23 protein-coding genes and 1 pseudogene are annotated in these 23,831 nt (G+C 36.2%); 10 read left to right on the top strand and 14 right to left on the bottom strand.

Annotation, left to right across the window (positions count from 1 at the left end; genetic code table 11):
- Window positions 1-59 precede the first annotated feature (59 nt).
- The 10 genes from QUE35_RS01665 to QUE35_RS01620 form a co-directional block, all read right to left on the bottom strand.
- The gene (locus tag QUE35_RS01665; protein ID WP_009316922.1) at window positions 60-854 is read right to left on the bottom strand and encodes a gluconate 5-dehydrogenase; all 795 of its coding nucleotides are present in this window, start codon (window positions 852-854) and stop codon (window positions 60-62) included.
- A gap of 27 nt (window positions 855-881) precedes the next feature.
- Complete coding sequence (kduI, locus tag QUE35_RS01660; RefSeq protein ID WP_009316921.1) at window positions 882-1,724, bottom strand: 5-dehydro-4-deoxy-D-glucuronate isomerase; 843 nt, start codon at window positions 1,722-1,724, stop codon at window positions 882-884.
- 130 nt (window positions 1,725-1,854) lie between these two features.
- The gene (locus QUE35_RS01655) at window positions 1,855-2,904 is read right to left on the bottom strand and encodes a LacI family DNA-binding transcriptional regulator (protein ID WP_022600643.1); all 1,050 of its coding nucleotides are present in this window, start codon (window positions 2,902-2,904) and stop codon (window positions 1,855-1,857) included.
- Window positions 2,901-3,749, bottom strand: a complete 849-nt coding sequence (gene prmA, locus QUE35_RS01650; RefSeq protein WP_022600644.1) for a 50S ribosomal protein L11 methyltransferase — start codon at window positions 3,747-3,749, stop codon at window positions 2,901-2,903. Before prmA ends, QUE35_RS01655 begins: the two co-directional genes overlap by 4 nt.
- 35 nt (window positions 3,750-3,784) lie before the next feature.
- The gene (locus QUE35_RS01645) at window positions 3,785-4,528 is read right to left on the bottom strand and encodes a tetratricopeptide repeat protein (protein WP_022600645.1); all 744 of its coding nucleotides are present in this window, start codon (window positions 4,526-4,528) and stop codon (window positions 3,785-3,787) included.
- Window positions 4,529-4,606: 78 nt separating this feature from the next.
- On the bottom strand, window positions 4,607-5,710 hold the full coding sequence (locus QUE35_RS01640) for a TlpA disulfide reductase family protein (protein WP_031258339.1): 1,104 nt from the start codon (window positions 5,708-5,710) through the stop codon (window positions 4,607-4,609).
- Window positions 5,711-5,861: 151 nt separating this feature from the next.
- Complete coding sequence (locus QUE35_RS01635; protein ID WP_081705607.1) at window positions 5,862-6,344, bottom strand: calycin-like domain-containing protein; 483 nt, start codon at window positions 6,342-6,344, stop codon at window positions 5,862-5,864.
- 130 nt (window positions 6,345-6,474) lie between these two features.
- Entirely contained in the window at window positions 6,475-6,717 is a 243-nt protein-coding gene (locus QUE35_RS01630) for a hypothetical protein (RefSeq protein WP_022600648.1), read from the bottom strand.
- Window positions 6,717-7,070 carry a phage holin family protein gene (locus QUE35_RS01625; protein WP_022600649.1) on the bottom strand — a complete coding sequence of 118 codons (354 nt, stop codon included), beginning with the start codon at window positions 7,068-7,070 and terminating at the stop codon, window positions 6,717-6,719. The genes QUE35_RS01630 and QUE35_RS01625 overlap by 1 nt, the downstream gene beginning before the upstream one ends.
- Window positions 7,071-7,131: 61 nt before the next feature.
- Entirely contained in the window at window positions 7,132-7,338 is a 207-nt protein-coding gene (locus QUE35_RS01620; protein ID WP_022390768.1) for a YtxH domain-containing protein, read from the bottom strand.
- Window positions 7,339-7,634: 296 nt separating this feature from the next.
- Here QUE35_RS01620 and uvrA point away from each other — a divergent pair, with 296 nt between their 5' ends.
- Window positions 7,635-10,415: an excinuclease ABC subunit UvrA gene (gene uvrA / locus QUE35_RS01615; RefSeq protein WP_022600650.1), complete on the top strand. Its 2,781-nt coding sequence runs from the start codon at window positions 7,635-7,637 to the stop codon at window positions 10,413-10,415.
- Window positions 10,416-10,472: 57 nt separating this feature from the next.
- Here the strand turns inward: uvrA and QUE35_RS01610 are convergent, their stop codons facing one another.
- Complete coding sequence (locus QUE35_RS01610) at window positions 10,473-11,372, bottom strand: glycosyltransferase family protein (protein WP_009316909.1); 900 nt, start codon at window positions 11,370-11,372, stop codon at window positions 10,473-10,475.
- A gap of 300 nt (window positions 11,373-11,672) precedes the next feature.
- Between QUE35_RS01610 and QUE35_RS01605 the strand changes: the two genes are divergently transcribed.
- The 4 genes from QUE35_RS01605 to QUE35_RS01590 all read left to right on the top strand — a co-directional run bounded on the left by QUE35_RS01605 (window position 11,673) and on the right by QUE35_RS01590 (window position 15,861).
- The gene (locus QUE35_RS01605; protein ID WP_009316908.1) at window positions 11,673-12,263 is read left to right on the top strand and encodes an RNA polymerase sigma factor; all 591 of its coding nucleotides are present in this window, start codon (window positions 11,673-11,675) and stop codon (window positions 12,261-12,263) included.
- Window positions 12,264-12,337: 74 nt separating this feature from the next.
- A complete protein-coding gene (locus QUE35_RS01600; RefSeq protein ID WP_009316907.1) occupies window positions 12,338-12,496 on the top strand; it encodes a hypothetical protein in 159 nt (52 codons plus the stop codon).
- 430 nt (window positions 12,497-12,926) lie between these two features.
- The gene (gene rpe, locus QUE35_RS01595) at window positions 12,927-13,577 is read left to right on the top strand and encodes a ribulose-phosphate 3-epimerase (protein ID WP_022600651.1); all 651 of its coding nucleotides are present in this window, start codon (window positions 12,927-12,929) and stop codon (window positions 13,575-13,577) included.
- A 157-nt stretch (window positions 13,578-13,734) separates the two neighbouring features.
- Complete coding sequence (locus tag QUE35_RS01590) at window positions 13,735-15,861, top strand: ComEC/Rec2 family competence protein (protein WP_022600653.1); 2,127 nt, start codon at window positions 13,735-13,737, stop codon at window positions 15,859-15,861.
- On the opposite strand, the gene QUE35_RS01585 is transcribed toward QUE35_RS01590, so the two are convergent.
- Window positions 15,833-18,244: a TonB-dependent receptor gene (locus tag QUE35_RS01585; RefSeq protein WP_122303547.1), complete on the bottom strand. Its 2,412-nt coding sequence runs from the start codon at window positions 18,242-18,244 to the stop codon at window positions 15,833-15,835. The two genes, QUE35_RS01590 and QUE35_RS01585, sit on opposite strands and share 29 nt — an antisense overlap.
- 157 nt (window positions 18,245-18,401) lie before the next feature.
- Between QUE35_RS01585 and QUE35_RS01580 the strand changes: the two genes are divergently transcribed.
- The 5 genes and pseudogenes from QUE35_RS01580 (at window position 18,402) to fic (ending at window position 21,495) form a co-directional block, all read left to right on the top strand.
- A complete protein-coding gene (locus QUE35_RS01580; RefSeq protein WP_009316903.1) occupies window positions 18,402-18,929 on the top strand; it encodes a nitroreductase family protein in 528 nt (175 codons plus the stop codon).
- A 15-nt stretch (window positions 18,930-18,944) separates the two neighbouring features.
- The gene (locus QUE35_RS01575; RefSeq protein ID WP_009316902.1) at window positions 18,945-19,736 is read left to right on the top strand and encodes a Rossmann-like and DUF2520 domain-containing protein; all 792 of its coding nucleotides are present in this window, start codon (window positions 18,945-18,947) and stop codon (window positions 19,734-19,736) included.
- The gene (locus QUE35_RS01570; protein WP_009316901.1) at window positions 19,717-20,238 is read left to right on the top strand and encodes a KdsC family phosphatase; all 522 of its coding nucleotides are present in this window, start codon (window positions 19,717-19,719) and stop codon (window positions 20,236-20,238) included. Before QUE35_RS01575 ends, QUE35_RS01570 begins: the two co-directional genes overlap by 20 nt.
- A 33-nt stretch (window positions 20,239-20,271) precedes the next feature.
- The gene (locus QUE35_RS01565) at window positions 20,272-20,853 is read left to right on the top strand and encodes a Maf-like protein (protein ID WP_009316900.1); all 582 of its coding nucleotides are present in this window, start codon (window positions 20,272-20,274) and stop codon (window positions 20,851-20,853) included.
- A gap of 73 nt (window positions 20,854-20,926) precedes the next feature.
- Window positions 20,927-21,495: pseudogene (fic, locus tag QUE35_RS01560) on the top strand (protein adenylyltransferase Fic).
- A 387-nt stretch (window positions 21,496-21,882) separates the two neighbouring features.
- Here the strand turns inward: fic and QUE35_RS01555 are convergent.
- Both QUE35_RS01555 and QUE35_RS01550 read right to left on the bottom strand, forming a co-directional pair.
- Window positions 21,883-23,067, bottom strand: a complete 1,185-nt coding sequence (locus QUE35_RS01555) for a hypothetical protein (protein ID WP_009316896.1) — start codon at window positions 23,065-23,067, stop codon at window positions 21,883-21,885.
- 234 nt (window positions 23,068-23,301) lie between these two features.
- Window positions 23,302-23,814, bottom strand: a complete 513-nt coding sequence (locus tag QUE35_RS01550; protein WP_009316895.1) for a hypothetical protein — start codon at window positions 23,812-23,814, stop codon at window positions 23,302-23,304.
- Window positions 23,815-23,831 lie beyond the last annotated feature (17 nt).

The following is a 23,831-nucleotide window of genomic DNA, read 5'->3' as shown; positions in this document are numbered from 1 at the left end:
TACAAAGCAACCCTCTGTCTCAAAATAGAGATAGAGGGTATAATCTTATTCCCCGCTTTTTATTGGGGTTGCTTTCCGATATAAGCCAAAATACCACCATCTACATAAAGGATATGGCCATTAACGAAATTAGATGCATCAGAAGCTAAAAATACAGCCGGACCCATCAAATCTTCTGGAGTACCCCAACGGGCAGCTGGTGTTTTTGCGACAATGAAAGAATCAAACGGATGTCTTGAACCGTCAGGCTGTTTTTCCCGTAACGGAGCTGTTTGGGGAGTTGCAATATATCCCGGACCTATGCCGTTGCACTGAATATTATATTCACCGTATTCTGAGGCAATATTCTTCGTCAACATTTTGAGACCACCTTTTGCTGCAGCATAAGCAGATACGGTTTCGCGTCCCAATTCGCTCATCATCGAACAAATATTGATAATTTTACCATGTCCTTTCTTTATCATAGAAGGAATCACTGCTTTAGATACGATAAACGGACCATTCAAGTCGATATCAATCACCTGGCGAAAATCCGCTGCAGACATTTCGTGCATAGGAATACGTTTGATAATACCGGCATTATTTACCAAGATATCGATAACCCCGACTTCTTTTTCTATTTGAGCAACTAAAGCATTAACCTGATCTTCATTTGTTACATCACAAACATAACCATGTGCTTTAATTCCTTCAGCTTCATAAGCTGCCAATCCTTTTTCAACCAACTCAGGTTTAATATCGTTAAAAACGATTTTTGCACCGGCTTGTGCAAATGCAGTAGCCAAAGCGAAACCGATACCGTAAGAAGCGCCTGTTACAAGTGCAACCTTACCTTCTAATGAGAAATTTACCATATTTAATAAAGTTAGTGTGTTTAAGTTTTATCTAAGATCTGTATTTTTATAGAAATCCTGATCACCATAATCCAGATTTTCACCACCCATACCCCAAATGAAAGTATAATTACTAGTCGCAGCAGCAGAGTGTATCGACCATTCGGGCGACAATACAGCTTCATCTCCTTTCATCCAAATATGACGAGTTTCGGTCGGTTCTCCCATAAAATGGCAAACCGCATTTCCTTCAGGAACTTCAAAATAGAAATATGCTTCCATCCGGCGACTATGAGTATGTGCAGGCATAGTATTCCAGACACTACCCGGTTGCAATTCTGTCATACCCATTTGCAACTGGCATGTTTCCAATACTTGAGATACCAGCATCTTATTGATGTTACGATGATTAGACCCTTCTAATGAGCCCATTTCCGCAACTACGGCATCAGCTTTCGTTACTTTTTTATCCGGATAAGTTTTATGTGCCGGAGCAGAATTGAAATAAAATTTTGCAGGATTCTTATCATCCAAACTTTCAAATGTAACAGTCCGTTCACCTGCTCCGAGATATAATGCCTCTTTGTAATTCAAATCAAAAGCCGTATCTCCCACCTTTACACAGCCCGGGCCTCCGACATTGAATATTCCCAATTCACGACGAGAAAGAAAATGTGTCGCTTTTAACGGATCTATTGCTTCTAATGTAAGTACTTCACCTACTGGTTTAGCTCCTCCTACAATCAAACGATCATACATAGAGTAAACCATATTTACTTCATTATTTACAAACAGGTTCTGAATCAAGAAATCTTCACGCAAACGAGTCGTATCATAGCTTTTCGCATCTCGAGGATTGCTCGCATAGCGAAGTTCATAATTTGTTTTCATAACTATCTAATTTATATACTTGATTATTAAATTATTATCTTCAATTACCAATACCCTCAACTCAAACTTTACATTTAGATTGTGTAATCGATTGCACAAATGTATAAAAAAATAATCTTCAAACAATACCTTAAATATCTTTTTTTGATAAATTATCTTTTTTAATCGATGACTCTCTTATAATCAAAGAGGAGTCCAATACCTTATCGACCCATTTCCGGTTTTCCGGATCAACAGACATTTCTTCTAATAAAACTTCAGCTACTGTCTCACCCATTTTTTTATTTACCTGATCAACAGAACTTAAAGGAGGCTCTACAAAAGAATCAAAAGGTTCATTAGCAAATCCGACAATAGCAATGTCTTCAGGAACTTTCACGCCATTTTTTTTCAAAACATGCATAACCCCCATTGCCGAATAATCTCCGGCGGAAAAAATCGCATCCGGAAGAACAGGCATTGCAAGTATCTTTTTTCCAGCTTCTTCACCTGTCGCTAAAGTGATACTGTTTTCAAAAATTAAAGATGAATCTACCCGAATATCCGAATCCATCAAAGCTTGAACATATCCATCTTGTCGGTCTTTATAAACACTAATAGCCTGAGGTCCTGATAAATGAACTATGCGAGTACAACCCTGCTTTATTAAATGCATTACTGCATTATAGGCCGCTGTCCGATTATCTATTCTCACACAACTGCTCCTCTTGTCTAACGGAACTCTATCAAAAAAAACAACCGGTACTCCTCTGCTAATAACAGCATCAAAATGTTTATAATCTGTAGTTTCTGAAGCTAAAGATATTGCCAAACCATCGATTTTCTTCGCAAGCATAGTTTTCACGATATTCTTTTCTTCTTCCCAACGTTCGTTCGACTGAGAAACTAAAACACTATAACCAGCAGCATGAGCAACACTCTCGATTCCTCCGATGACCGAAGCGAAAAAATGACGGTCGATCCTCGGAACAATAACTCCGATAACCGATCCTTTTCCCGTTCTTAAATGATGGGCTACCGGATCGGGATGATAATTCATCTTCTCTGCGAGCTCCGACACCGCTTTTTTCATCTTTTCACTAATTCTCGGATGATTTTGCAAAGCTCGTGAAACGGTTGAAGCCGAAGTATTCAGTTCTTTGGCTAAATCATATATCGTGACCTTTTGCAATGGTTTCATATATTACCTTTCTTTACGAATTTAGTACCCACCCATCGGTTTTTCTCGGTATAAGTTTCCAATACTAACCCGCAATGATTTGCCTCTTCGCATATCACAGGAATATCCTCTTTATAAAATCCACTCATATAAAGTTCAGAATTTTCATTCATGCAAGCACTATAAATTTTCATATTCTCCAACAAAACATTCCGGTTTATATTCGCCAATATAATATCATATTTTTTACCGGCAATTTGTTCCGATCCTCCTAACAAAATATCTATATTCGAAATATGATTCAACTGAATGTTTTCAAGAGCATTTTCATAGGCCCACTCATCGATATCAACTCCCGTGACAGATTTCGCACCTCTCATACTCGCCAAAATAGACAATATGGCCGTTCCGCATCCCATATCCAACACAACCTTGTTCTCAAATGAAGTTTTAAGCATCATTTCCATCATAGTACTTGTTGTCTCATGATGTCCCGTACCAAACGACATTTTCGGATCTATCAAAATGTCATATTTTACCTCGGGTATATCGGTATGAAAAGAGCTGTGAACCACACATTCATTTCCAATTACAATAGGTGTAAAATAGTTTTTTTCCCACTCTTCATTCCAATTACGGTCTGGAATTTCGATTACAGAATAATCGATTGCACAATCGACCGGAACTAAAGCGAACGATCGTTTCATACGATCTTCATCGAATAAAGATGACGGAATATACGCAAAAAGTCCTTCTTCAAAAGAAACAAAGCTATCGAATCCGATTTCCCCTAAAAATGCAGAAAGCAAATCTGTACTTACTTCGGAACAGGGGGTTATTTGTATTTTAACTTCAATATAATTCATCCTTTTATAAGCTAATGAGATAAACTAAAATCGTATCAACCTTTCATTTTTTCCAATAAACGAGGATAAGAAACATTTTTCACATGTGCATATTCCGGATATAACTCTAAAACTTTACGATACATTTTCTGAGCTTCCACATAATTCTCTCGTTTTTCTTCTACGACCCCGATTGTTACCATTAATTGAATGTACATCCAATTATTTTTTTTCAACTCGGGATCAGCTTCCATTGTTTGTAAAGCTTTTTTATAACCTTGTAACGCTTTCTCCGTATCTCCTCCAAAGATTCCCGGCATATAGAACAAGATATTCGAATATAAAATATTTACATGCGGATCATTCGGCCCTTTAGCAATAGATTTTTTAGCTTTATTCATCATACCTTTAGCTAAGGTTGTAGCTTTCAAAGGGGATAGGGCTATTTGAAAACCTGTCAAATTAGACATGAGACCAAGTAAAAGAGGATTGTCCGGATTTGTTTTATACAGCTTCATCGCAAGCTCATTAGCCTTCCGCAAATTCTCCGATGCCTGTTTTTTCTGCCCGACATCCATCAAATGACCGACCAAACCATAATAATATGTTAAAATTTCCAACTGTCCTTCTGTATCTTGCAATTTAGGATCAGCAACCATCTTATTAATGACCCACGGCCACTGGGAAATTTTTCCATTCAAAAATAAGTTAAATGCTGTAGCTTTATAATCAATCTGCTGGGCTTTACCCCCCGACACTATACACAAAGACAAAATAGTAAAAATAAATATTCGTTTCATTTCTTCTTAATTAATGCCAAAAGAGAGGCCTACACCTCTCTTTTGTATGACAATGCAAAGATAGTCTTATTATTCAAATTATTTCAGGACTTCTTCTAATTTCTTCACCAAAGCTGAACCTTTCAAATCTTTTGCTACAATTTTTCCTTGCGGATCTACTAATATCGTATGCGGTATGCCTTGTATCGCATAAAGTAATACTGCTTCAGACTCCCATCCGTTCAAATCACTCATCTGAGGCCACGGAAGTTTTGCATTCTGAATGTATTGAATCCACTCATTTTTATTATTGTCAAACGAAACACCGATAATTTCAAAGTTCTTATTTTTAAACCGATCATATAAACTGATTAATGTCGGCATCTGTTTTCGGCAAGGAGCGCACCATGAAGCCCAAAAATCGACCAACACATATTTCCCTTTTCCAACGTAATCAGATAATGAGACCTCTTTTCCTTTCGGATCTTGCATTTTTAAATCAACATATGGCATTCCGACAGCAATATTTCGGGTATGTTCTAAAATATCCGAAAACGTCTGTATCATACGATCTTCTTTAAAAAACTGCTTTGCATCCTGGATTATCGCAGCTTGCTCCTCAGGTGAGAATAAATAACTGTTTTGGAGAAATACGTAAATTCCTGAAACGTTGTCGGTATTATTTTGTATATATTTTTGAGTCAAGATTTTCAAATTCACTTCTTCATCTGAAAATTGTTTTTTCAATTTTGTCAAGATGCTATCCGTCAATGTCCCCGTAAGGTAATCCGTCACATATTCCCGACTTAGTTGTTCCATTTTTTTATCCGTACTAAATCGAGATTCCATATAACTTTGAAATACATCATTCAACTTCGTACCTGAAACTGATGAAACTGTATCTACTTTAACTTTCAGATTTCCATTTTCCAAAATAAACAGAACCGGCATATAAGGCAATTTCTCTCTACTCTCGACTGTCAATAACGCCATAGCCGCAGTATCTTGCTTTCCTCGAAATACAAACTTTCCATTTTTTACAAAAGTACTGTCCAAGTCGACAAACGATTCATTTACTTGTTTTCGGAGTAGTACTTTTGCTCCATCTGCCATCTTATCCACAGTTCCTTCGATTGTATAGTTATTAGTACACGAAGACAGGAGCAATAAAACTCCGACAAAAAATAATAATTTCTTATACATAACAATATTTTTATACATTATGTATAAAAAACAATAGATTTCAAGGTAAAGTTCTCATGATGCTGCAAATTAACTTCTTCAAAAAGAATAAAGGGTAAAGATTTGGTCAAATCTTCACCCTTATTTTATCCTGATTTATTGAATAAAATTCTTACTTTTTCGTCCCAGTAACAGTTATATAGACTTTTTCTACCAACTCTTGTTCTGCAACAATTTTAAAAGCAACTTCATTCCCTTGAAAATTTCCTACCATAGACTTTATATATGCATCTAAACCGCCTAATACTTTCAAGGGAATATTAAGATCTGTCGAATTCAAAATAACTTTTTCACCATCTACAGAAAAAGGCACATTAGGTGCACTAATATCCATAGGGGCAGTACCTTCTGCTAATACAAGTCCAGAAATAGACAAATTAATAGATTCTTGTCCATTCTGAGTTACGGTGAATTCCTGATTTTCTAATTTTATCGGATTCTCAGATTCTTCATCGGTAATATTAACAATAATCGTACCGGTATATGATCCGGCAACATTAATACCTGTATCTTTATCATCATCGTCATCACCACATGCAGTCATAGATGTAACAGCAAACAATGCTATAAACAAATAAAATAAATTCTTTTTCATACTTACTTTTTTTACTTTTTACTCTTCTCGATTAATTTGATTTTAAAATTTGAACACAAAAATAGAGGAATTAAACTATATTTCCAAGAAAATTCTTATTTATTTACAACATCCATGCTCTATTTAAAAATTATCGAAACAGATTTTTTATTTTACGGATAATTTTTAGCCCTATCATAAAACCGTCAAATATGGCAAATCCCGTCGTTAATTTCTTCATCAATGACGAATGCATCGGATTAAAAGAAAACGGCTCTGTCAATAAATAATAAGATTCAACAAGCTTCTGCTGCTGACTTTCAATTTGTTTCTTCAGCTCTTGCTTTTGAACTAATAAATCCTCTAATGTTACCTTTTTTTCCCGGACATTCATCACATATCTTTTAAAAATAATTTGTATAGAAACCGAACTATCGGATTAATTATGAGTTGCTTCCTCAACAAAACAACGACAACTAATATCGATAAGCAAACGCAACCTATAATACCGAATGCTCCTATCAAACCAATAGCCGGCTCCAATAAATAGGCCAAAGCAAAAAGCAAATAAAAAAGAGCTCCTCCCCCAAGAATAATACTTATCATCAAAACAAGAAAAGCGGAAATAAGAATTGTAAGTTTCTCAACTCCTTCAACTTTCAATAAATCTCGTTGTAATTCAAGATACTCTTTTATTTCAGCAATCAATTGATGCACAGATACAGGTTTTGGATCATTATTTATCATAAAACACATAAACTTAAAGGACAAGTATAACACAAATAGCCATACTTGTCCTAAGAATCTTCTACTCTTTATCCGAACTTAATTCTGAAGTGATCTGATCTACCAATTCATCCATCTCATGATGGTTCAATTTAATTCCTTTTTCACGAAGGAGCTGGCAAATTCGTTTACGAGTATCCTCTCCTTTTTCCGGAGCGAACAGGACTCCCAGTGCAGCACCAACGGCTGCACCACCCAAAAAGGCAAATAATGCTGATAAATTTTTCATAATCATTTATTTTTTAGTGCTATTACAAAGTTAACAAAAATCAGATGGGTTTTATTTTTTTCCACATAAAATATTCCACTTTTTTGAGATTATTTTATTTTTTCCTTATTAAATCCCCAAAGAGAAAAAATTATATATAATGTATCTGAAAGAGACGAACCTTTTTTTATATCCACTTTAATATATTATCTTCGACTGTGTCTTAGATACTCCCGCTCGACAAAATCAAATTTTATTTGTTTTTGCGCTTGACTTATTCGTATCTTTGTAAGTTAATTTTGATTTGACCAGCCAATATGACCGATAACTCAATATTTATAAAAGGCGCTCGGGTGAATAATCTCAAAAACATCGACATTGAGATACCCCGGGATAAACTAATTGTAATAACAGGACTCTCCGGTTCAGGAAAGTCGTCTTTGGCATTCGATACTTTATATGCAGAAGGACAACGCCGGTATGTCGAAAGCCTTTCTGCCTATGCACGGCAATTTTTAGGACGCATGAGCAAACCTGAGTGTGATTTCATAAAAGGAATCCCTCCGGCAATCGCAATAGAACAAAAAGTCAATACTCGAAATCCCCGTTCCACGGTAGGCACTTCCACCGAAATTTACGATTACCTACGGCTATTATATGCTCGTATAGGAAAAACAATTTCTCCAATATCTGGGAAAGAGGTCAAAAAACATCAGACAGAAGATATAATCAGATGTATGTCTAATTATTCGGAAGGAACACGGTTCTCCGTTCTCACGATATTGCATATTCCCAAAGGCCGAACCTTGGAAACGCAACTTGAGATTTTATTAAAAGAGGGATATAATCGTGTTGAATATAAGGGAAAAACCATTCGGATAGAAGAATTAGAACATACATCTAACATAGACACGTCATCTCTTTTCTTAATAATAGACAGAATGACTGTTTCCTCTGAAAAAAATACAATAAGCCGATTGACAGACTCTGCAGAAACCGCATTTTTTGAAGGAGGAGGTGAATGTATTCTTAAATTTTATACTGAAAAAGGTATAGAAGAACATACATTCTCAAAACGATTTGAAGCCGACGGTATCACTTTTGAAGAGCCGAACGATCTCATGTTCAGTTTCAACAGCCCTGTAGGAGCATGCCCGACTTGTGAAGGCTTCGGTAAGGTTATCGGCATCGACGAAAATTTAGTTATTCCCAATAAAGCGTTATCGGTATTTGACGATGCCGTCATGTGCTGGAAAGGAGAAAAAATGAGCGAATGGAAAAAGAATTTGATTCGTGTAGCCGAAGCTTCTCATTTTCCCATACATCGCCCTTATTATCAACTTACCGAACGAGAAAAGGAACTTTTGTGGAACGGGAATCATCTTTTCGGGGGAATTCACGATTTTTTCAAAATGCTTGAAGAAAATCAATACAAAATCCAATACAGAGTCATGCTCGCTCGATATCGAGGTAAAACTGTTTGTCCCGATTGCAAAGGGGGTCGGCTAAAACCTCAAGCACAATATGTAAAAATCGGAGGAAAATCTATTTCGGAATTGGTCGCTTTACCAATCACAGATCTAAAAATCTTTTTCGACACTTTGGCATTAGATGAACATGATAGCATTGTCGCCAAAAGATTGCTGACAGAAATAAAGAACAGAATAGGTTTTCTTGTAAATGTCGGACTGGGTTATCTGACATTGAATCGTCTATCTTCCACTCTTTCAGGAGGAGAAAGTCAACGGATCAATCTTGCAACATCTTTAGGAAGCAGTCTTGTCGGATCTCTATATATTCTGGATGAACCCAGTATCGGATTACATTCCCGTGATACAACTTTACTTATAAAAGTATTAAGAGAACTGCAAGCTTTGGGAAATACCGTAATAGTCGTAGAACATGACGAAGAAATAATTCGTGCAGCAGATTATATCATCGACATAGGACCTAAAGCAGGACGTCTCGGCGGAGAGGTCGTTTATCAAGGAGACCTGTCGAAACTTGAAAAAGCTACAAAAAGCTATACGGTTCGGTATCTTACCGGTGAAGAAAAAATCGAAACGCCCGCCCACCGAAGGAAATGGAATAACTATATAAAAATAGAAGGAGCTGCACATAATAATCTCAAAGGGATAGATGTCATATTTCCTTTACATATAATGACAGTAGTTACCGGAGTCAGCGGTTCAGGAAAATCATCACTGGTCAGAGACGTATTTTTTAAATCTCTTTCCAGATTTTATGAAGAAGACGGGGAACAACCCGGTATATTCAACCGACTTTCCGGAGACATGCATTTGGTAAAACATATCGAATTTGTCGATCAAAATCCGATCGGTAAATCATCAAGATCTAATCCGGCAACATACCTGAAAGCTTTTGATGAAATCAGAAAATTATATGCCGACCAGCAGGCTGCTAAACAAATGGGATTTACCCCGGCATACTTTTCGTTCAACGTAGAAGGCGGACGCTGTGAAGAGTGTAAAGGCGACGGAACTATCACTGTTGAAATGCAATTTATGGCAGATATTACTCTTACATGTGAAAGTTGCCACGGGAAAAGATTTAAACAAGATATACTTGAAATCGAATATCGAGGAAAGAATATCAATGATGTATTGGAAATGACTATCAATCAGGCTATCGAATTTTTTTCGGAACAGCAAGGAAGCGCCGAGAAAAAAATCATCAAAAGACTGAAACCTCTACAAGATGTAGGATTAGGATATATTAAGCTCGGACAGGCTTCTTCGACCCTTTCGGGTGGAGAAAATCAACGGGTAAAGCTCGCTTATTTTTTGAGCAATGAAAAGCAAGAGCCTACGATATTCGTTTTTGACGAACCGACAACAGGATTACATTTTCATGATATAAAAACATTACTAAAAGCATTCGATTCTTTAATAGAAAAAGGGCATACGGTCGTAATTATCGAACACAATATGGACGTAATTAAATGTGCTGATTATGTCATAGACATGGGTCCTGAAGGAGGAGACAAAGGCGGTTTTCTTGTTTGTGCAGGAACTCCAGAAGATATTGCGTCTTGTGAAAAATCTTACACCGGGAAGTACTTAAAAGATAAATTATGATGATAAAGAAAATGCACTTGAAATTTCAAGTGCATTTTCTTTATCATCATAAATATTTTAAAATAACTTAGCAGGGTACTCTCCGGCAGCAACCAAAGCATTGATCTTATCTACAACAACCGGACGATCTAAAGCATAAGTTACACCAAACCATTTAGAAGGCGTATCCAAAACTTTAACTGTTGCGATTTTATTTTGAATCAAATGATTTACCATCAACGGAATAAAGTATTCAGCCTTAAGATTTTCTGCATTTTCTTTTAAGAACTGAACAAAATAATCTTCTGAATATTTAAAGTAATCGGGCGTAAATCCCCACATATTCATTGATACGGGAGCATTCTCGTCAACTTCTGTCCAGACATCTCCCTCTTTAAACATTACCTTTCCGTCACGCCGTTCTATTTGAGTCCGCTCTACAACAGAGGTCAGCTCATTTTTATCATTCATTTCGCAAACTCCCCGAGCAACAGAGCCACTTTCGGACAGAGTATTTCCGACACGATATCCTACCATACAATATTCATTCTGTTTTCCGTCCAATTTAGACAAATAATCTGCAAGAATGGCAAAACTTTCACGGCCATAAAAATCATCTGCATTAATGACAGCAAATGGCTCTTTAATCACATCTTTCCCCATTAATACAGCATGATTAGTTCCCCACGGCTTCTCCCGGCCTTCAGGAAGAGAGAACCCATCAGGTAAATAATCTAATTCTTGAAATACTACCTCAACAGGTATTATATTCTCATATTTCTTTAAAATTTTTGTCCTGAAATCTTCTTCAAAAGAATGTCTGATTACAAAAACAACTTTCCCGAAGCCACCACGCACTGCATCAAAAATAGAATAATCCATGATAGTTTCGCCATTAGGACCAAGCCCGTCTAACTGCTTCAATCCGCCATAACGGCTACCCATTCCGGCAGCCAAAACAAATAGTGTAGGTTTCATAATTCACGTTAATTTAGTTGGTAAACGAATTACAAAAGTAATAATAATGCGTAAGAAATACACTTTTTTTTATCAAATCTTTTATATTCCCCTATCGTAGCTTCAATTCTTAAACAGTTAACATTTTACGTGTTAAAGCTGTTAAATATGAACTTTTAAGTAGTAAAAATAACAAGAATGCTTTTTTTTGTATAGAAAATATATTTTATTTGCAACAAATCATCAACTAATTCATTCACATAAATAAAAAACAAGAGCCTATAGAAAAACATTACTCTTAAACCAACATACTACAAGGTAATGAATAATTTAGCATCACGAACAGACGAAGAACTGGTCGTACTTTATTCGAAGGGTAATAACGAGGCTTTTGACATTCTTCTGAACAGATACAAAAACCGTATTTATTCTTATATATATTATATAGTCAAAGACAGAGAATTGACCGAGGACATTTTTCAGGAAACCTTCGTAAAAGTAATCACGACTATCAAACAAGGACGCTATGTCGAAACCGGAAAATTTCCATCTTGGATTTCCCGCATAGCTCACAATTTAATTATTGATTATTATCGTCAGGAGAAAAGTGAAAATCATTTATCTAATGACGAAATGAATCCTGATGTATTCAATCGAAAAGAATTAAGTGAAGGAACGATAGAAGACTCACTGGTACAGACTCAAATTCGAGCCGATATTCGCAAACTGGTAGCTGCGCTTCCCGATAACCAGAAAGAGGTTCTCATCATGCGCTATTATAAAAACATGAGTTTTAAAGAGATTGCTGACGCTACAAATGTAAGTATCAATACTGCTTTGGGACGTATGAGGTATGCTATCTTAAATATGAGAAAAATGGCCGAAGATCACCATATAGAACTTTCTTTATAAAAAAATAGCATATAAAGATAATAAAAAACAGAGTAGGCACGTTTTAATAATAAACAAAATAAAAAACAGTGCCTATGAAAAAAAGCTCTACTCCTCGACTGCTTTCAGAGAAAGCTATTGCTCCGATATTAACACCTAAAAGTTCTACAGTCGAACTTCTTAAGCAATTTGCACGGTCATATACCTACGAAAGCAAATTGCCTCAAAATCTCGGAGGATATATTCTAAACTAAGGACCTGTCTAAATTTTTCAACAAAAAAATATTATCAGGTCATCTTTATGTTTTCTTTCGGTCTTTTTTCTCGTTTTCTCTCATCAGATAGCCCGCTATCATCTTCGTAAAAACAGAAAATATCCTCGAAAGAAATGTCCAAACCTGACCCGAATAAAATTGAGACAGGCTCTTAACCTTTATCCTGTTTTTTGAAAAGGAATATTTCAAAAAACAGGATTTTAAGTTCTGATGATTGTCTGTTCATTCCTAAAGAAGCTTTAATGCTTGTTTAAATAGTTGTGTATCCAAAGTTTCCAAGTTTGTTTTTCCGCTCCTGCACATCACTTAACTCGCTACATTCCTCAAGCTTTTAGAGAAAATCTTTTATTTTTTGTTCATAAATCCAAATCCTATCTGTATCTTTGTATATAATCTGATTTTACAAGATATGACACATAAAATAGCACCGTCCCTCTTATCCGCTGATTTCGGTAATCTGCAGGCAGCTATAGAGATGGTAAACCAAAGTGAAGCAGATTGGTTACATCTGGATATAATGGACGGCGTATTCGTCCCGAATATTTCTTTCGGGTTTCCGGTTTTGAAATATGTAAAAGAAATCAGTACAAAACCTTTAGATGTTCATCTTATGATCACCGATCCTATTAAATTCATCAAGGAGATCAAAGGGATTGGCGCTTATATGATGAATGTGCATTATGAGACTTGCGTACACTTGCACCGTACTGTAGAACAGATAAGAGAAAACGGTATGAAAGCCGGTGTTACATTAAATCCACACACACCTGTTTCTTTATTGGAAGATATTGTTTCGGATGTTGATATGGTACTTATCATGTCTGTAAATCCGGGATTCGGAGGACAGAAATTTATAGAACATTCCACTGAAAAAATCTCAGTTTTAAAAGAGATGATTTTACGGAAGAATGCCAATACGCTCATTGAGGTTGACGGCGGTATTAATTTAGACACCGGTAAAAAAGTTTTGACAGCCGGAGCAGATATTCTTGTTGCAGGAAATGCAATATTCAGTACTCCAGATCCTATGCAAATGATAGCAAAACTTAAAACATTATAAAAATCGATATAATACCGGAGACAGGAACTCTGATAAATTACCTCAACAACATTCTTTGTTAATCTCATTCTAATCCATATTTGAAACACACAATTCTTTATTTGTCATTTCCTGTACTCCCGTATATATCGTAAAAACAGCCCGATATAAAAATAGCATGAAAAATTCCTTTCTCCCAATCGAAGAAGCTCCGTTTTTACGCATACTGCTTCCGTTCATAGCAGGAATTTTATTACAACATTTTTTACCCTTCCTCCATGCAATCTATATATCTTCGTTTTTAGGAATCATATTTATCATTAAATACTACAATTCGTCAAAGTTTCCGTCAAAAAGATTTATAAACCGGCACTATTTCGGTATTGCCATATCTTTTTTCCTCATATCCATAGGAATTGCAACATTATTTATAAAACAAAAAAGCGAAACGGGACATTATTCACCCAATTATAAATATGCTATTGCAACCATCACAAATTGTAAAGAGACACAACGTTCGATCTGTTGCGAAACTGAGATAAAAGAATGGATTCAGCAAGACGAACAAATAATACGCGACAATCAAAAAGTCATTCTATATTTTAAGCCGGATGACCTTTCCCGATCCTTAATAAAAGATAATGTAATCATATTCAAACCGAAGCTCATACCCATTGTCAATTCTAAAAATCCCGAAAGTTTCGATTATGCATCTTATATGAAATACAAGGGAGTCTTATATACACAATATTTAGACGCACAAGATTGGAAACGATTAGGTTATAAACAAGATAAATCTATCAAAGGTATTGCTCAAAGATTGCAAGATTCAGCATTAGAAAAACTGAAAAAAGATAATTTTTCGGAAACATCTTATGCAATACTGAGTGCTCTATTATTGGGAAATATAAAAGAAATCACTCCAGAAATCCGTAATGCGTTTTCTACAAGCGGACTTGCTCATATACTGGCTGTCAGCGGACTACATACCGGTATTATATGGTCATTGCTATACGTACTTCTTACCCCACTCGTATGGATAAAGATGTCAAAATTACGACCGATTCTTATAATTATTTTTTTATGGGCATACGCATTTCTAACCGGATTATCTCCCTCTGCTGTCAGAGCAACAATCATGATCAGCTTCATATTATTCGGACAAATTCTCGACCGTAAGGGAACAACCATGAACAATCTTTTTGCAGCAGCATTTTTCATGTTGTTATACAATCCGTATTATCTATTTAATGTCAGTTTTCAACTAAGTTTCATCTCGGTATTCTCAATTCTTTATATTTATCCGGTCCTTTATGATCTGATAAACCCTTCCTCGAAATGGGGATCATACATAATATCGATATTTTGTGTCTCTGCCGCAGCGCAAATAGGGACATTACCGTTAACCGTATACTATTTTCACGAGTTACCTTTACTTTCCCTGCCGGCAAATCTGATCATTATTCCTGTCCTCCCTTTTATCTTAGGAGGCGGGATGCTTGTCTTAATATTGAATTATTTACAAATACCTGCGACTTTTTTGGTAAATGGATTAGACCAAATTCTCATATATATAGAACACCTGACTAAAATAATTTCTACACTTAATTTCTCTTCTATCAAGAATATCTGGATAGAATCTCATTATGTTCTGTTTCTGTTTGTCATTATTTTTGCTCTTTTCTGGTCTTACCGAACACGACGCAGCGACATTCTGATTTTTACTCTTTCATTCGCAGTATTGTTCCTAACAGCAGACACTTTTTACAAGGGTCATCCTATTCAAAACGCATGGGTCGTTTACCATGATAATCACAGCACTACGATCAATTTCATCGACAACGGGACTAATTATATTCTTCATTCAAATCCTGAAAAACAAGATTCGACGATAGAAAAAAAAGCCCTCAATTTCTGGATGAAAAACAGAATAGGGAATATTATACACATAAAAGACAGTAGCGATCTTCAAAATCTGATAATCTGTCAGCCCTTCATATATTTTAAAGGCAGCAAAATACTATTACTAAACTCCGGATATTGGAAAAACAAAAAAAGCACTTATCTTCTCCCTATCGATTATGCTATTGTCTGTAAAGGTTTTTCAGGAAAGCTGTCGGATATTACTGAGTTATTCAGCATACAGACCGTAATACTTTGTTCAGATCTCAATTACTTCAAACATCAAGCATTACAAAAAGAAGCAGATCAATTAGGCATATATTGTTATTCGATAAAAAAATCCGGAGCATGGATATTCAATACGGATACACAACTTAGAATTCCATCGATAACCTCAGATTGAACTGCCTCATAGTAAGATAATTAGGAACAGCACTTTGATGATTATAAATGTCAGTCACCCAATAATAAGAATTTACATTACTTATATCCAACAAGTTAAAGACATCCAATCCGATCCAAATGCTCTTAAAATAACGAAAAAATCCGCGTTTCATTAGTCGGTCTTCTCCTCCGACCAATAAACGGGAAGCTCCTATATCCACCCTACGATAGGGTGTCGTACGAAAGTACCCAGCCTGACGTCCCAACCGAGGAGCACCGACAGGTAATCCGTCCGACCAAATTGCGCGCAAGCTAAATTTATATTTAGGGAAACGGGGTACATAATCTTGAAAAAACAGTGCTATGCTATACCTCTGTTCCGTCGGACGAGGAACTTTTATCCCTCCTATCGTCTCTTGCGTCCTCATCAATGAGAAACTTAACCAAGAATCCGTTCCGGGAACAAATTGTCCGAAAAGCTTCAAATCCAATCCGGCAGCGTACCCTTTCGATTCATTCCGTCCCGAATACCAAATACGGACATTATCTACTTCGTAAGGTATTAAATTATCCAGTTTTTTATAATATAGCTCCGCTGTAAACTTAAATGGTCTGTTCACCGCCCTAAAGGAATAATCGCTACCTAATACAAAATGAATAGATCTTTGAGATTTAATAGAACGGTTCAAACGCACTACATAATTTTCTCCGGTACGCACCGTATCTCTCAACTCTTTATAAAAAGGAGCCTGATAATAAAGACCGGTCGCAAACCTGAATGTCAACCGATCATTAAAATTCGGAATGTAACCGACCGAAGCTCTCGGACTCAGAATAAACTCTTTATTAAATCCCCAATAAGAGCCGCGTATACCTCCGGTAAATGTATAAAAGCCAGACTTAGCCCGTAATTTATAAGTATCCTGTGCATAAAAAGAGAAACGATTGCTTTGCATATTCTGGTAAGAACTAAGGCTGGAAACAAGATCTATTCCGTTACCCGTATGCGGTAAAGAATACCCGGCAGAGTCACGAAGTTCCCATTCACGTACCCTGTCCTTAATTATTTCACGTTGAAAATTAACGCCATATTTCAATTCATTCTTACCGAAACGAGTAGCTCCTTTAGCAGCTATTGCAAAAACCGAAGCGTTCAAGCGATTTCGAGCATGCTCATGATAAGTTCCATATCCCAATGTTCCGGAAGTTTGCGGAACTCCACCATTATTCGCCATATCCAATTCATCAAGCCAATATTCTCCAGTAATATCATAAGTTACGATCTCATTTGTTGCAAAAGCCGAAGCCAGCAACGATAACGCAGTATATTTCGACACACCGTAATTTAAAGAAAGAGCACCGAAAAATGTCTGAAACTTATCTTTCTCCTGCCCGTCAAAATAGACCTTAAACTGTGATGCTGAAGTATAAGTTCCGTATTTTGTCGTACGCTCTTGCGGAGTAAAGTTATAGATATTGTTAGATATATTTCCCAAGAGAGAGATATTCCAATTCGGAGAGAACTTATATGTCAAATAAGTCTGGTAATCAAAAAATGAAGGATCATACTCACCTTTCGTATCTAAAGAGCTCAATAATGTTGAATTAGTTTTATACCGGAAACCATGTAACTGGGAAAATCTTTTCGTACTATGTCCGATCATAGCGCTAGCACCTAAAAAACTGGCAGATACAGCACCCTCAAAAGCTTCAGGCTGTTTATAGGTAATATCCAATACTGATGACATTTTATCACCATATTCTGCAGAATACCCTCCAGAAGAAAAACCTATACTACCGACCATATCCGGATTAATAAAACTTAACCCTTCTTGCTGCCCTGAACGCACGAGCAAAGGCCTATATATCTCTATTCCATTTACATAAACGATATTTTCATCGAAATTTCCTCCACGTACCGAATATTGGGAACTAAGCTCATTACTGGAATTAACCCCGGCTAAGGTCGAAAGCATACTCTCAATGCTTCCTCCCGATGCATCCGGCATCAACCTTAAATCTTTGGCATCTATTTTCTGGAGGGTACTAGTCTGTTTTCTTATTTCCGTCACAACCACCTCTCCCAATTTTTTATCCTTAGTATAAAGCCTCATATTTAACACCACATTACCTTGCGGTGCTGCCAAAACCCTTTTTTCGGTTCGATAACCTAAACAAGAAAAAATAATCTCTATCGAATCTTGAGAAGCGACCGTCAACTCATATTCTCCTTTTAAATCGGTTAATGTTCCCTGTGTAGTTCCCCCTATACGCACATTGACTAACTCTAACCCTTGATTATCTGCATCGATCACTTTCCCGGAAATTTTTATACGAGATTGTGCTAATACAGTAGATCCGATAAAAAGAAATATAAAGAATATATATAACTTTATTTTCATGAATTTCATTTTCAAAAGAATCTTTCTTTTCAGATATATAACGTAAAAAACATGATTTACGTATATTTACGTTTTCAAGATGTGCAAATTTACATCTTTTTATGGGGCTTTTACCACAATATAGTATCTTTGTACAGAAACATTCAACATTTACTTTATGGAAAATCTGAAAGAACTGCTTAAAAACAGACGCAGTATTCGCAAATATACCGAAGATTCCATTTCTCCGGAAAATGTAAAAGAAATACTTGAAGCAGCTTTAATGTCGCCGACGTCTAAACGGTCTCTTTGTTGGGAATTCGTCGTGATCGAGAATCCTGAACAATTAGAAAAACTTTCTCACTGTAAAGCTCAAGGAGCAAAACCTATTGCCGGCGCAAAATTGGCTATTGTTATTCTTGCTGATCCGTCAAAAAGCGATGTATGGATCGAAGATGCATCCATTGCGGCAATCCTAATCCAACTACAAGCTGAAGATCTCGGTCTAGGCAGTTGTTGGATACAAATACGAAACCGACTGACAGAAAACGGACAATCTGCTGAAGATTATGTCCGTGAAATGTTGGGAATCCCATACGGAATGGAAGTTTTGTCCATTATCACTCTGGGTCACAAAAATGAAGAAAAAAAGCCTTTTGATCCGGATAAGGCTCAATGGGAAAAGGTTCACATAGAACATTGGTAACATAAAAAGATAAATATGAAAAAAATAATATTTATCGGAGCTGGTAACCTCGCTACACAATTGTCGTCAGCAATGAAAGAACAAGGTTACGATATAATCCAGATATATAGTAAAAGCCTCAAAAATGCAAAAATATTGGGGTCATCCTTATCTTGTGACTACACCGATGACCTCAATCAAATAAAAGATACGGCAGATCTTTATATTTTTTCAATAAAAGATACAGCATTACAGGAATGCATCCGATCTGTCAAACCGAATAAAGCTCTTTGGGTACATACAGCCGGAAGCATACCGATGTCCGTATTCGAGCCACATGCAAAAAGGTATGGAGTATTCTACCCGCTACAAACTTTCAGTAAAAATAAAAAGGTAAATTTCTCAAATATTCCGTTTTTTGTCGAAGCTAATTCAGAGAAAGATGCTACGTTATTAACCGATATGGCTTTAAAAATTTCACAAGATGTAAGAGTCATATCTTCAGAGCAGCGAAAATACATTCACCTAGCTGCCGTATTTGCATGTAATTTCACAAACCACATGTATGCAATATCCGAGAAATTACTAAAAGAGCACGGATTACCTTTTGACATTCTGCAACCGCTTATCCAAGAAACATCTGATAAAATAAAAAAAATATCTCCAGTAACAGCTCAAACCGGTCCTGCTGTAAGATACGACGAGAATGTAATGAACAAACAATTATCGCTATTAAAAGACGACCAATTAAAAGAAATCTACCGATTATTGAGTAAAAATATTCACGCTTTTGCAATAAACATTTCTCATGAGCAAAATAAATTATGACTTATCTCGAATAAAAGCATTCGCATTTGATGTAGATGGTGTTCTTTCTTCAGATATGGTGCCTCTGCATCCCAACGGAGAACCGATGCGTATGGTAAATATAAAAGACGGATATGCTATACAATTGGCCGTCCGTTTAGGTTACAATATAGCAATTATCACAGGAGGACGTACCCAAGCCGTTCATGAACGGTTCTCCGCATTGGGAGTCAAACATATCTTTATGGGTGCAAAAATCAAAACCGAAGCATACTATCAATGGATTGAATCTTCAAACCTAAAACCGGAAGAGATACTGTATATGGGTGACGATATTCCGGATTATGAAGTCATGCAACTGGTAGGCCTACCTACTTGCCCCGCTGACGCTGCACCTGAAATTAAAGCGATATCAACTTATATATCCCCCAAAAAAGGAGGATGCGGATGTGGACGGGATGTCATAGAAGAGGTACTGAAAGCACAGGGAAAATGGATGGCTGATGAAGCTTTCGGTTGGTAAATACAAAACAAAATAAATAAAAAGTTTTATAAAATGCTGAGTCATATACAAAAGTACGATATTCTGCTGGCAAGCAATTCACCAAGACGTCGGGAATTACTGAGCGGATTAGGAATCGAATACCAAGTAACCGCCCTCCCCAATATAGACGAATCATATCCGGAAACATTACAAGGTGAAGAAATTCCCCAATATATTGCTACGGTAAAAGCCGAAGCTTACAAACCGGAAATGTCCGATAAAACCCTATTGATCACCGCAGATACAATCGTATGGTTGAACGGTAAGGTTTTCGGGAAACCGAAAGACAAAGACGATGCGAAAAATATGCTACGTACTTTATCGGGAAATATTCACACGGTGATTACCGGTGTTTGCATCACTACACAGGAAAAACAAATTTCTTTTGCTGTTTCTACCGATGTATCATTTGCAACTCTCGATGAAGAAGAAATCGATTTTTATGTAGAAAATTATGCTCCGCTCGATAAAGCCGGTGCATACGGAATACAGGAGTGGATCGGATTTGTAGGAGTAAACGGCATTAACGGTTCTTATTTTAACGTTATGGGATTACCCATACATCGACTATATCAAGAACTCAAACATTTTTAATTGCAAAATATCTTGTAATTAAAAATCCGTATTATTCTTATACCAAAAAGATCCGCTTTACAAATTTTCGGTTATGGAACAAAAGAAACAACAATATATAATAGATGAACAAAGCCTGGAGAAAGCCAAAGCCTTGTTTGAAACAAGTGATATAAATAACATTGAGGTAGGTACAAACTAAAGGATTATGCCAGATACATGAGTATTTATTCTGCGATCTATACAACTTTGCCGGAAAGGTACGTACTCAAAACATTACTAAAGGAGGCTTTCGTTTTGCAAATTCAATGTTTCTCGACGTAATACTTCCTGTAATAGAAAAATGCCGGAAACAACTTTTGAGGAAATCATAGCTAAGTATGTAGAAATGAATATTGCTCATCCATTTATGAAAAGCAACGGACGCTCTACAAGAATATGGCTTGATCTAATTCTGAAAAAAATCTTGGAAAAGTTGTTGATTGGCGCATGGTTGATAAAGATCTATATCTGCAAGCAATGGAACACAGCCCAATCAATGATCTGGAACTCCGTTTTCTTTTGTAACCGGCACTAACCGAAAAAGTCGATGATAGAGAAGTGATATTTAAAGGGATAGAACAATCGTATTATTACGAAGGATATAGCAAGGACAAAATTTAAATTTTAAAATAAACATGGAAATACTTTTCATCTCTTCTATTGTATTTACAATTAATGAATTAAACACCTAAATTCTCATTTAATCATGAAAAAATTATTATTACTATTATTTCTTGTTTTTCCGTTGATTAGTACAGATATCAAGACAGAAACAACGCAACCAAATGAAGCGGTTTATATTTGTACAAAATCCAAATTGAAAATTTATCATCGTAATCCCAAATGTCGAGAATTGAGAAAGCAGTGTAATGCTTCTTCAATAAGAAGGATTACATTGAAACAAGCTGAACAAATGAAGCAAAAAGCTTGTAAAATATGTTTCCGACTTCAAAATAATTAGGATATGTAACTTTCTCGTACCAATCGAGTTATACATATTATTATTCGTTAATAGATTTCTACTCGTGCCCGATAGTGAGATTCCGGAGTTAGTGGAGATAAAGATAAATATCCTTTGATGATTTTCCCGTCATGGATAATTAACGGATTATCTTTTGTCCGAGTTAAATGATCTGTATATAAAGCTGCAGAATCAGGATTATAATCGACAACATATATTCCTTTCGATCCGGGTGCTGTATAACGATCATAAAAAATGCGGGATACTACACCCATATTCATTCTCAGATTCAATTCGATACAAGGATTCAGACGATACTTACCGTTTTCTTTATAAATCATCATATCGATACCGAAATATCCTTTATAATAAGGTGCAACTTTTACCGACAATAATTCTTGTAACGCTATCTTTACAGATTCTATACGTTCCGTAGCCACATAAATTGACAAACAAGATAATATATCATCGTCTCCAGTCAAAATATTTCCGGTATATACCCCCTTTTTGTTTGTATCAAACAGCGAATATCCGGCAAAAACTACGGACGAGACTCCATCTGAATGAAACTCCATGGCAAAATCCTGCACTTTTTCATAAAACGGTTCTCCCATTATACTTCCTTGCCGACGTAATATTCCTCTACTCCAGCGCTCAAGTGTCGTATCATATACACCACGTCCCCAACTCAATCCTTTACCACTTCCTGACCATGGAGCTTTAAGAACTGTCAACGGAGCAGATTGTATATAGCGGCACACAGACTCAGTCGTATATAATTCTTCCGGTAACAAATCTGGGATATCCCCTATTCCATAATCTCTTAGTCCTTTTAATATTTCAAGTGTTTGATTTCTATGATATAAGCGTTTCTGTTCTTTTAGAAGAACATTTCCCGGTAATAAACGATCCGATACCCCCATACGTAAAAAACGTCTGGCAATTTCAGGACTCCACCCCCAAGGAATGCAAGCTGTCCAATTCTTATCGGGTAAACGACCCTTTAGCACAACCTCAGAAAAGCATCCCAAAGAGGCTCTCTCGGAATGCATCCAATCGATATATCTTTCAGAAGGAACTATTACATCATCACCATTCTCTGCATACCAAACCGGCAAGAACGCCAAATCTTCAGCTATAATTCTGGCTCGAGGAGGAGGCATATAATTTTCACCGCCATTGGCAACAGAAAGATCATTCTCGGGATTAAAAATATAGAGAGCACCAGACATATTTACACTATTCTGGCTGCAAAAATAAGAGTTTTATTTTAATGGATATTTAAAGCCTATCTAAATTTTGCTTTGAGAACTTATTATAGACTAAAGGATTCGTCAAACATATATAGATAATAAAACAAAAAAGAATCCTCTCTTTACGAAAAACTATTATTTTGATTAACCGACTTCAAATAATTATGTATTATTCGACTGGCTCTATGAGCCAGCCTTAGGTTCTCTTATTAATTATTTATATATTAGATATTTAATAAATAAATATCCTCCTATAACCTGAAAGCACATTCCCGGTAATCCGATACGAAAATCCTGTATTGCAATATAAAAATTATCAGAAATCACCCACTCGCCTAATGTCCCGAGAAACTGATAAGTTAAAACAACGGCTAATAATATAGGTATAGATACACGGTTAAAGTGATCTGCTGCATAGCCTGCCGCTACAGCCAGTACAACAGATTTAAAAAGAATACCGGGCAACACTTCAGGAAAAGGCATACCGAAAAACAGAGAATTCAATATCGGAGATAGTACACCTGTCAATAGACCTACTTTCCAGCCATATTTATATGCTCCTATAAGAGTAAAAAAGTAGATCGGCAACCAAGTAATACCTCCTTGAGGAATAAGATGACATAATTGGGGCAATACCATATTTCCCAATATAAATAACATTGCCACCATATATGTTCTCATATCTCGATAATCGAGAGCATAAAGATTAAGAGTTGTTTCTTTCATATTTTTAAATACTTTAA

The sequence above is a fragment of the Coprobacter fastidiosus genome (assembly GCF_030296935.1).
Lineage (GTDB): Bacteria > Bacteroidota > Bacteroidia > Bacteroidales > Coprobacteraceae > Coprobacter > Coprobacter fastidiosus.
The sequence above is the reverse complement of the archived record's forward strand: the minus strand, read 5'-3'. Positions and strand labels throughout refer to the sequence as shown.

Excerpts from the sequence above, each read along its gene's own strand:
- QUE35_RS01655 (WP_022600643.1), bottom strand. The coding sequence starts at position 2,904 with ATGAAACCATTGCAAAAGGTCACGATATATGATTTAGCCAAAGAACTG.
- rpe (WP_022600651.1), top strand. The coding sequence starts at position 12,927 with ATGACACATAAAATAGCACCGTCCCTCTTATCCGCTGATTTCGGTAAT.
- kduI (WP_009316921.1), bottom strand. The coding sequence starts at position 1,724 with ATGAAAACAAATTATGAACTTCGCTATGCGAGCAATCCTCGAGATGCG.
- uvrA (WP_022600650.1), top strand. The coding sequence starts at position 7,635 with ATGACCGATAACTCAATATTTATAAAAGGCGCTCGGGTGAATAATCTC.
- QUE35_RS01600 (WP_009316907.1), top strand. The coding sequence starts at position 12,338 with ATGAAAAAAAGCTCTACTCCTCGACTGCTTTCAGAGAAAGCTATTGCT.
- QUE35_RS01555 (WP_009316896.1), bottom strand. The coding sequence starts at position 23,067 with ATGTCTGGTGCTCTCTATATTTTTAATCCCGAGAATGATCTTTCTGTT.
- QUE35_RS01610 (WP_009316909.1), bottom strand. The coding sequence starts at position 11,372 with ATGAAACCTACACTATTTGTTTTGGCTGCCGGAATGGGTAGCCGTTAT.
- QUE35_RS01625 (WP_022600649.1), bottom strand. The coding sequence starts at position 7,070 with ATGATAAATAATGATCCAAAACCTGTATCTGTGCATCAATTGATTGCT.
- QUE35_RS01580 (WP_009316903.1), top strand. The coding sequence starts at position 18,402 with ATGGAAAATCTGAAAGAACTGCTTAAAAACAGACGCAGTATTCGCAAA.
- QUE35_RS01590 (WP_022600653.1), top strand. The coding sequence starts at position 13,735 with ATGAAAAATTCCTTTCTCCCAATCGAAGAAGCTCCGTTTTTACGCATA.
- QUE35_RS01550 (WP_009316895.1), bottom strand. The coding sequence starts at position 23,814 with ATGAAAGAAACAACTCTTAATCTTTATGCTCTCGATTATCGAGATATG.
- QUE35_RS01585 (WP_122303547.1), bottom strand. The coding sequence starts at position 18,244 with ATGAAAATAAAGTTATATATATTCTTTATATTTCTTTTTATCGGATCT.
- QUE35_RS01605 (WP_009316908.1), top strand. The coding sequence starts at position 11,673 with ATGAATAATTTAGCATCACGAACAGACGAAGAACTGGTCGTACTTTAT.
- QUE35_RS01575 (WP_009316902.1), top strand. The coding sequence starts at position 18,945 with ATGAAAAAAATAATATTTATCGGAGCTGGTAACCTCGCTACACAATTG.
- QUE35_RS01620 (WP_022390768.1), bottom strand. The coding sequence starts at position 7,338 with ATGAAAAATTTATCAGCATTATTTGCCTTTTTGGGTGGTGCAGCCGTT.
- QUE35_RS01665 (WP_009316922.1), bottom strand. The coding sequence starts at position 854 with ATGGTAAATTTCTCATTAGAAGGTAAGGTTGCACTTGTAACAGGCGCT.
- QUE35_RS01565 (WP_009316900.1), top strand. The coding sequence starts at position 20,272 with ATGCTGAGTCATATACAAAAGTACGATATTCTGCTGGCAAGCAATTCA.
- QUE35_RS01645 (WP_022600645.1), bottom strand. The coding sequence starts at position 4,528 with ATGAAACGAATATTTATTTTTACTATTTTGTCTTTGTGTATAGTGTCG.
- QUE35_RS01640 (WP_031258339.1), bottom strand. The coding sequence starts at position 5,710 with ATGTATAAGAAATTATTATTTTTTGTCGGAGTTTTATTGCTCCTGTCT.
- QUE35_RS01630 (WP_022600648.1), bottom strand. The coding sequence starts at position 6,717 with ATGAATGTCCGGGAAAAAAAGGTAACATTAGAGGATTTATTAGTTCAA.
- QUE35_RS01635 (WP_081705607.1), bottom strand. The coding sequence starts at position 6,344 with ATGAAAAAGAATTTATTTTATTTGTTTATAGCATTGTTTGCTGTTACA.
- QUE35_RS01570 (WP_009316901.1), top strand. The coding sequence starts at position 19,717 with ATGAGCAAAATAAATTATGACTTATCTCGAATAAAAGCATTCGCATTT.
- prmA (WP_022600644.1), bottom strand. The coding sequence starts at position 3,749 with ATGAATTATATTGAAGTTAAAATACAAATAACCCCCTGTTCCGAAGTA.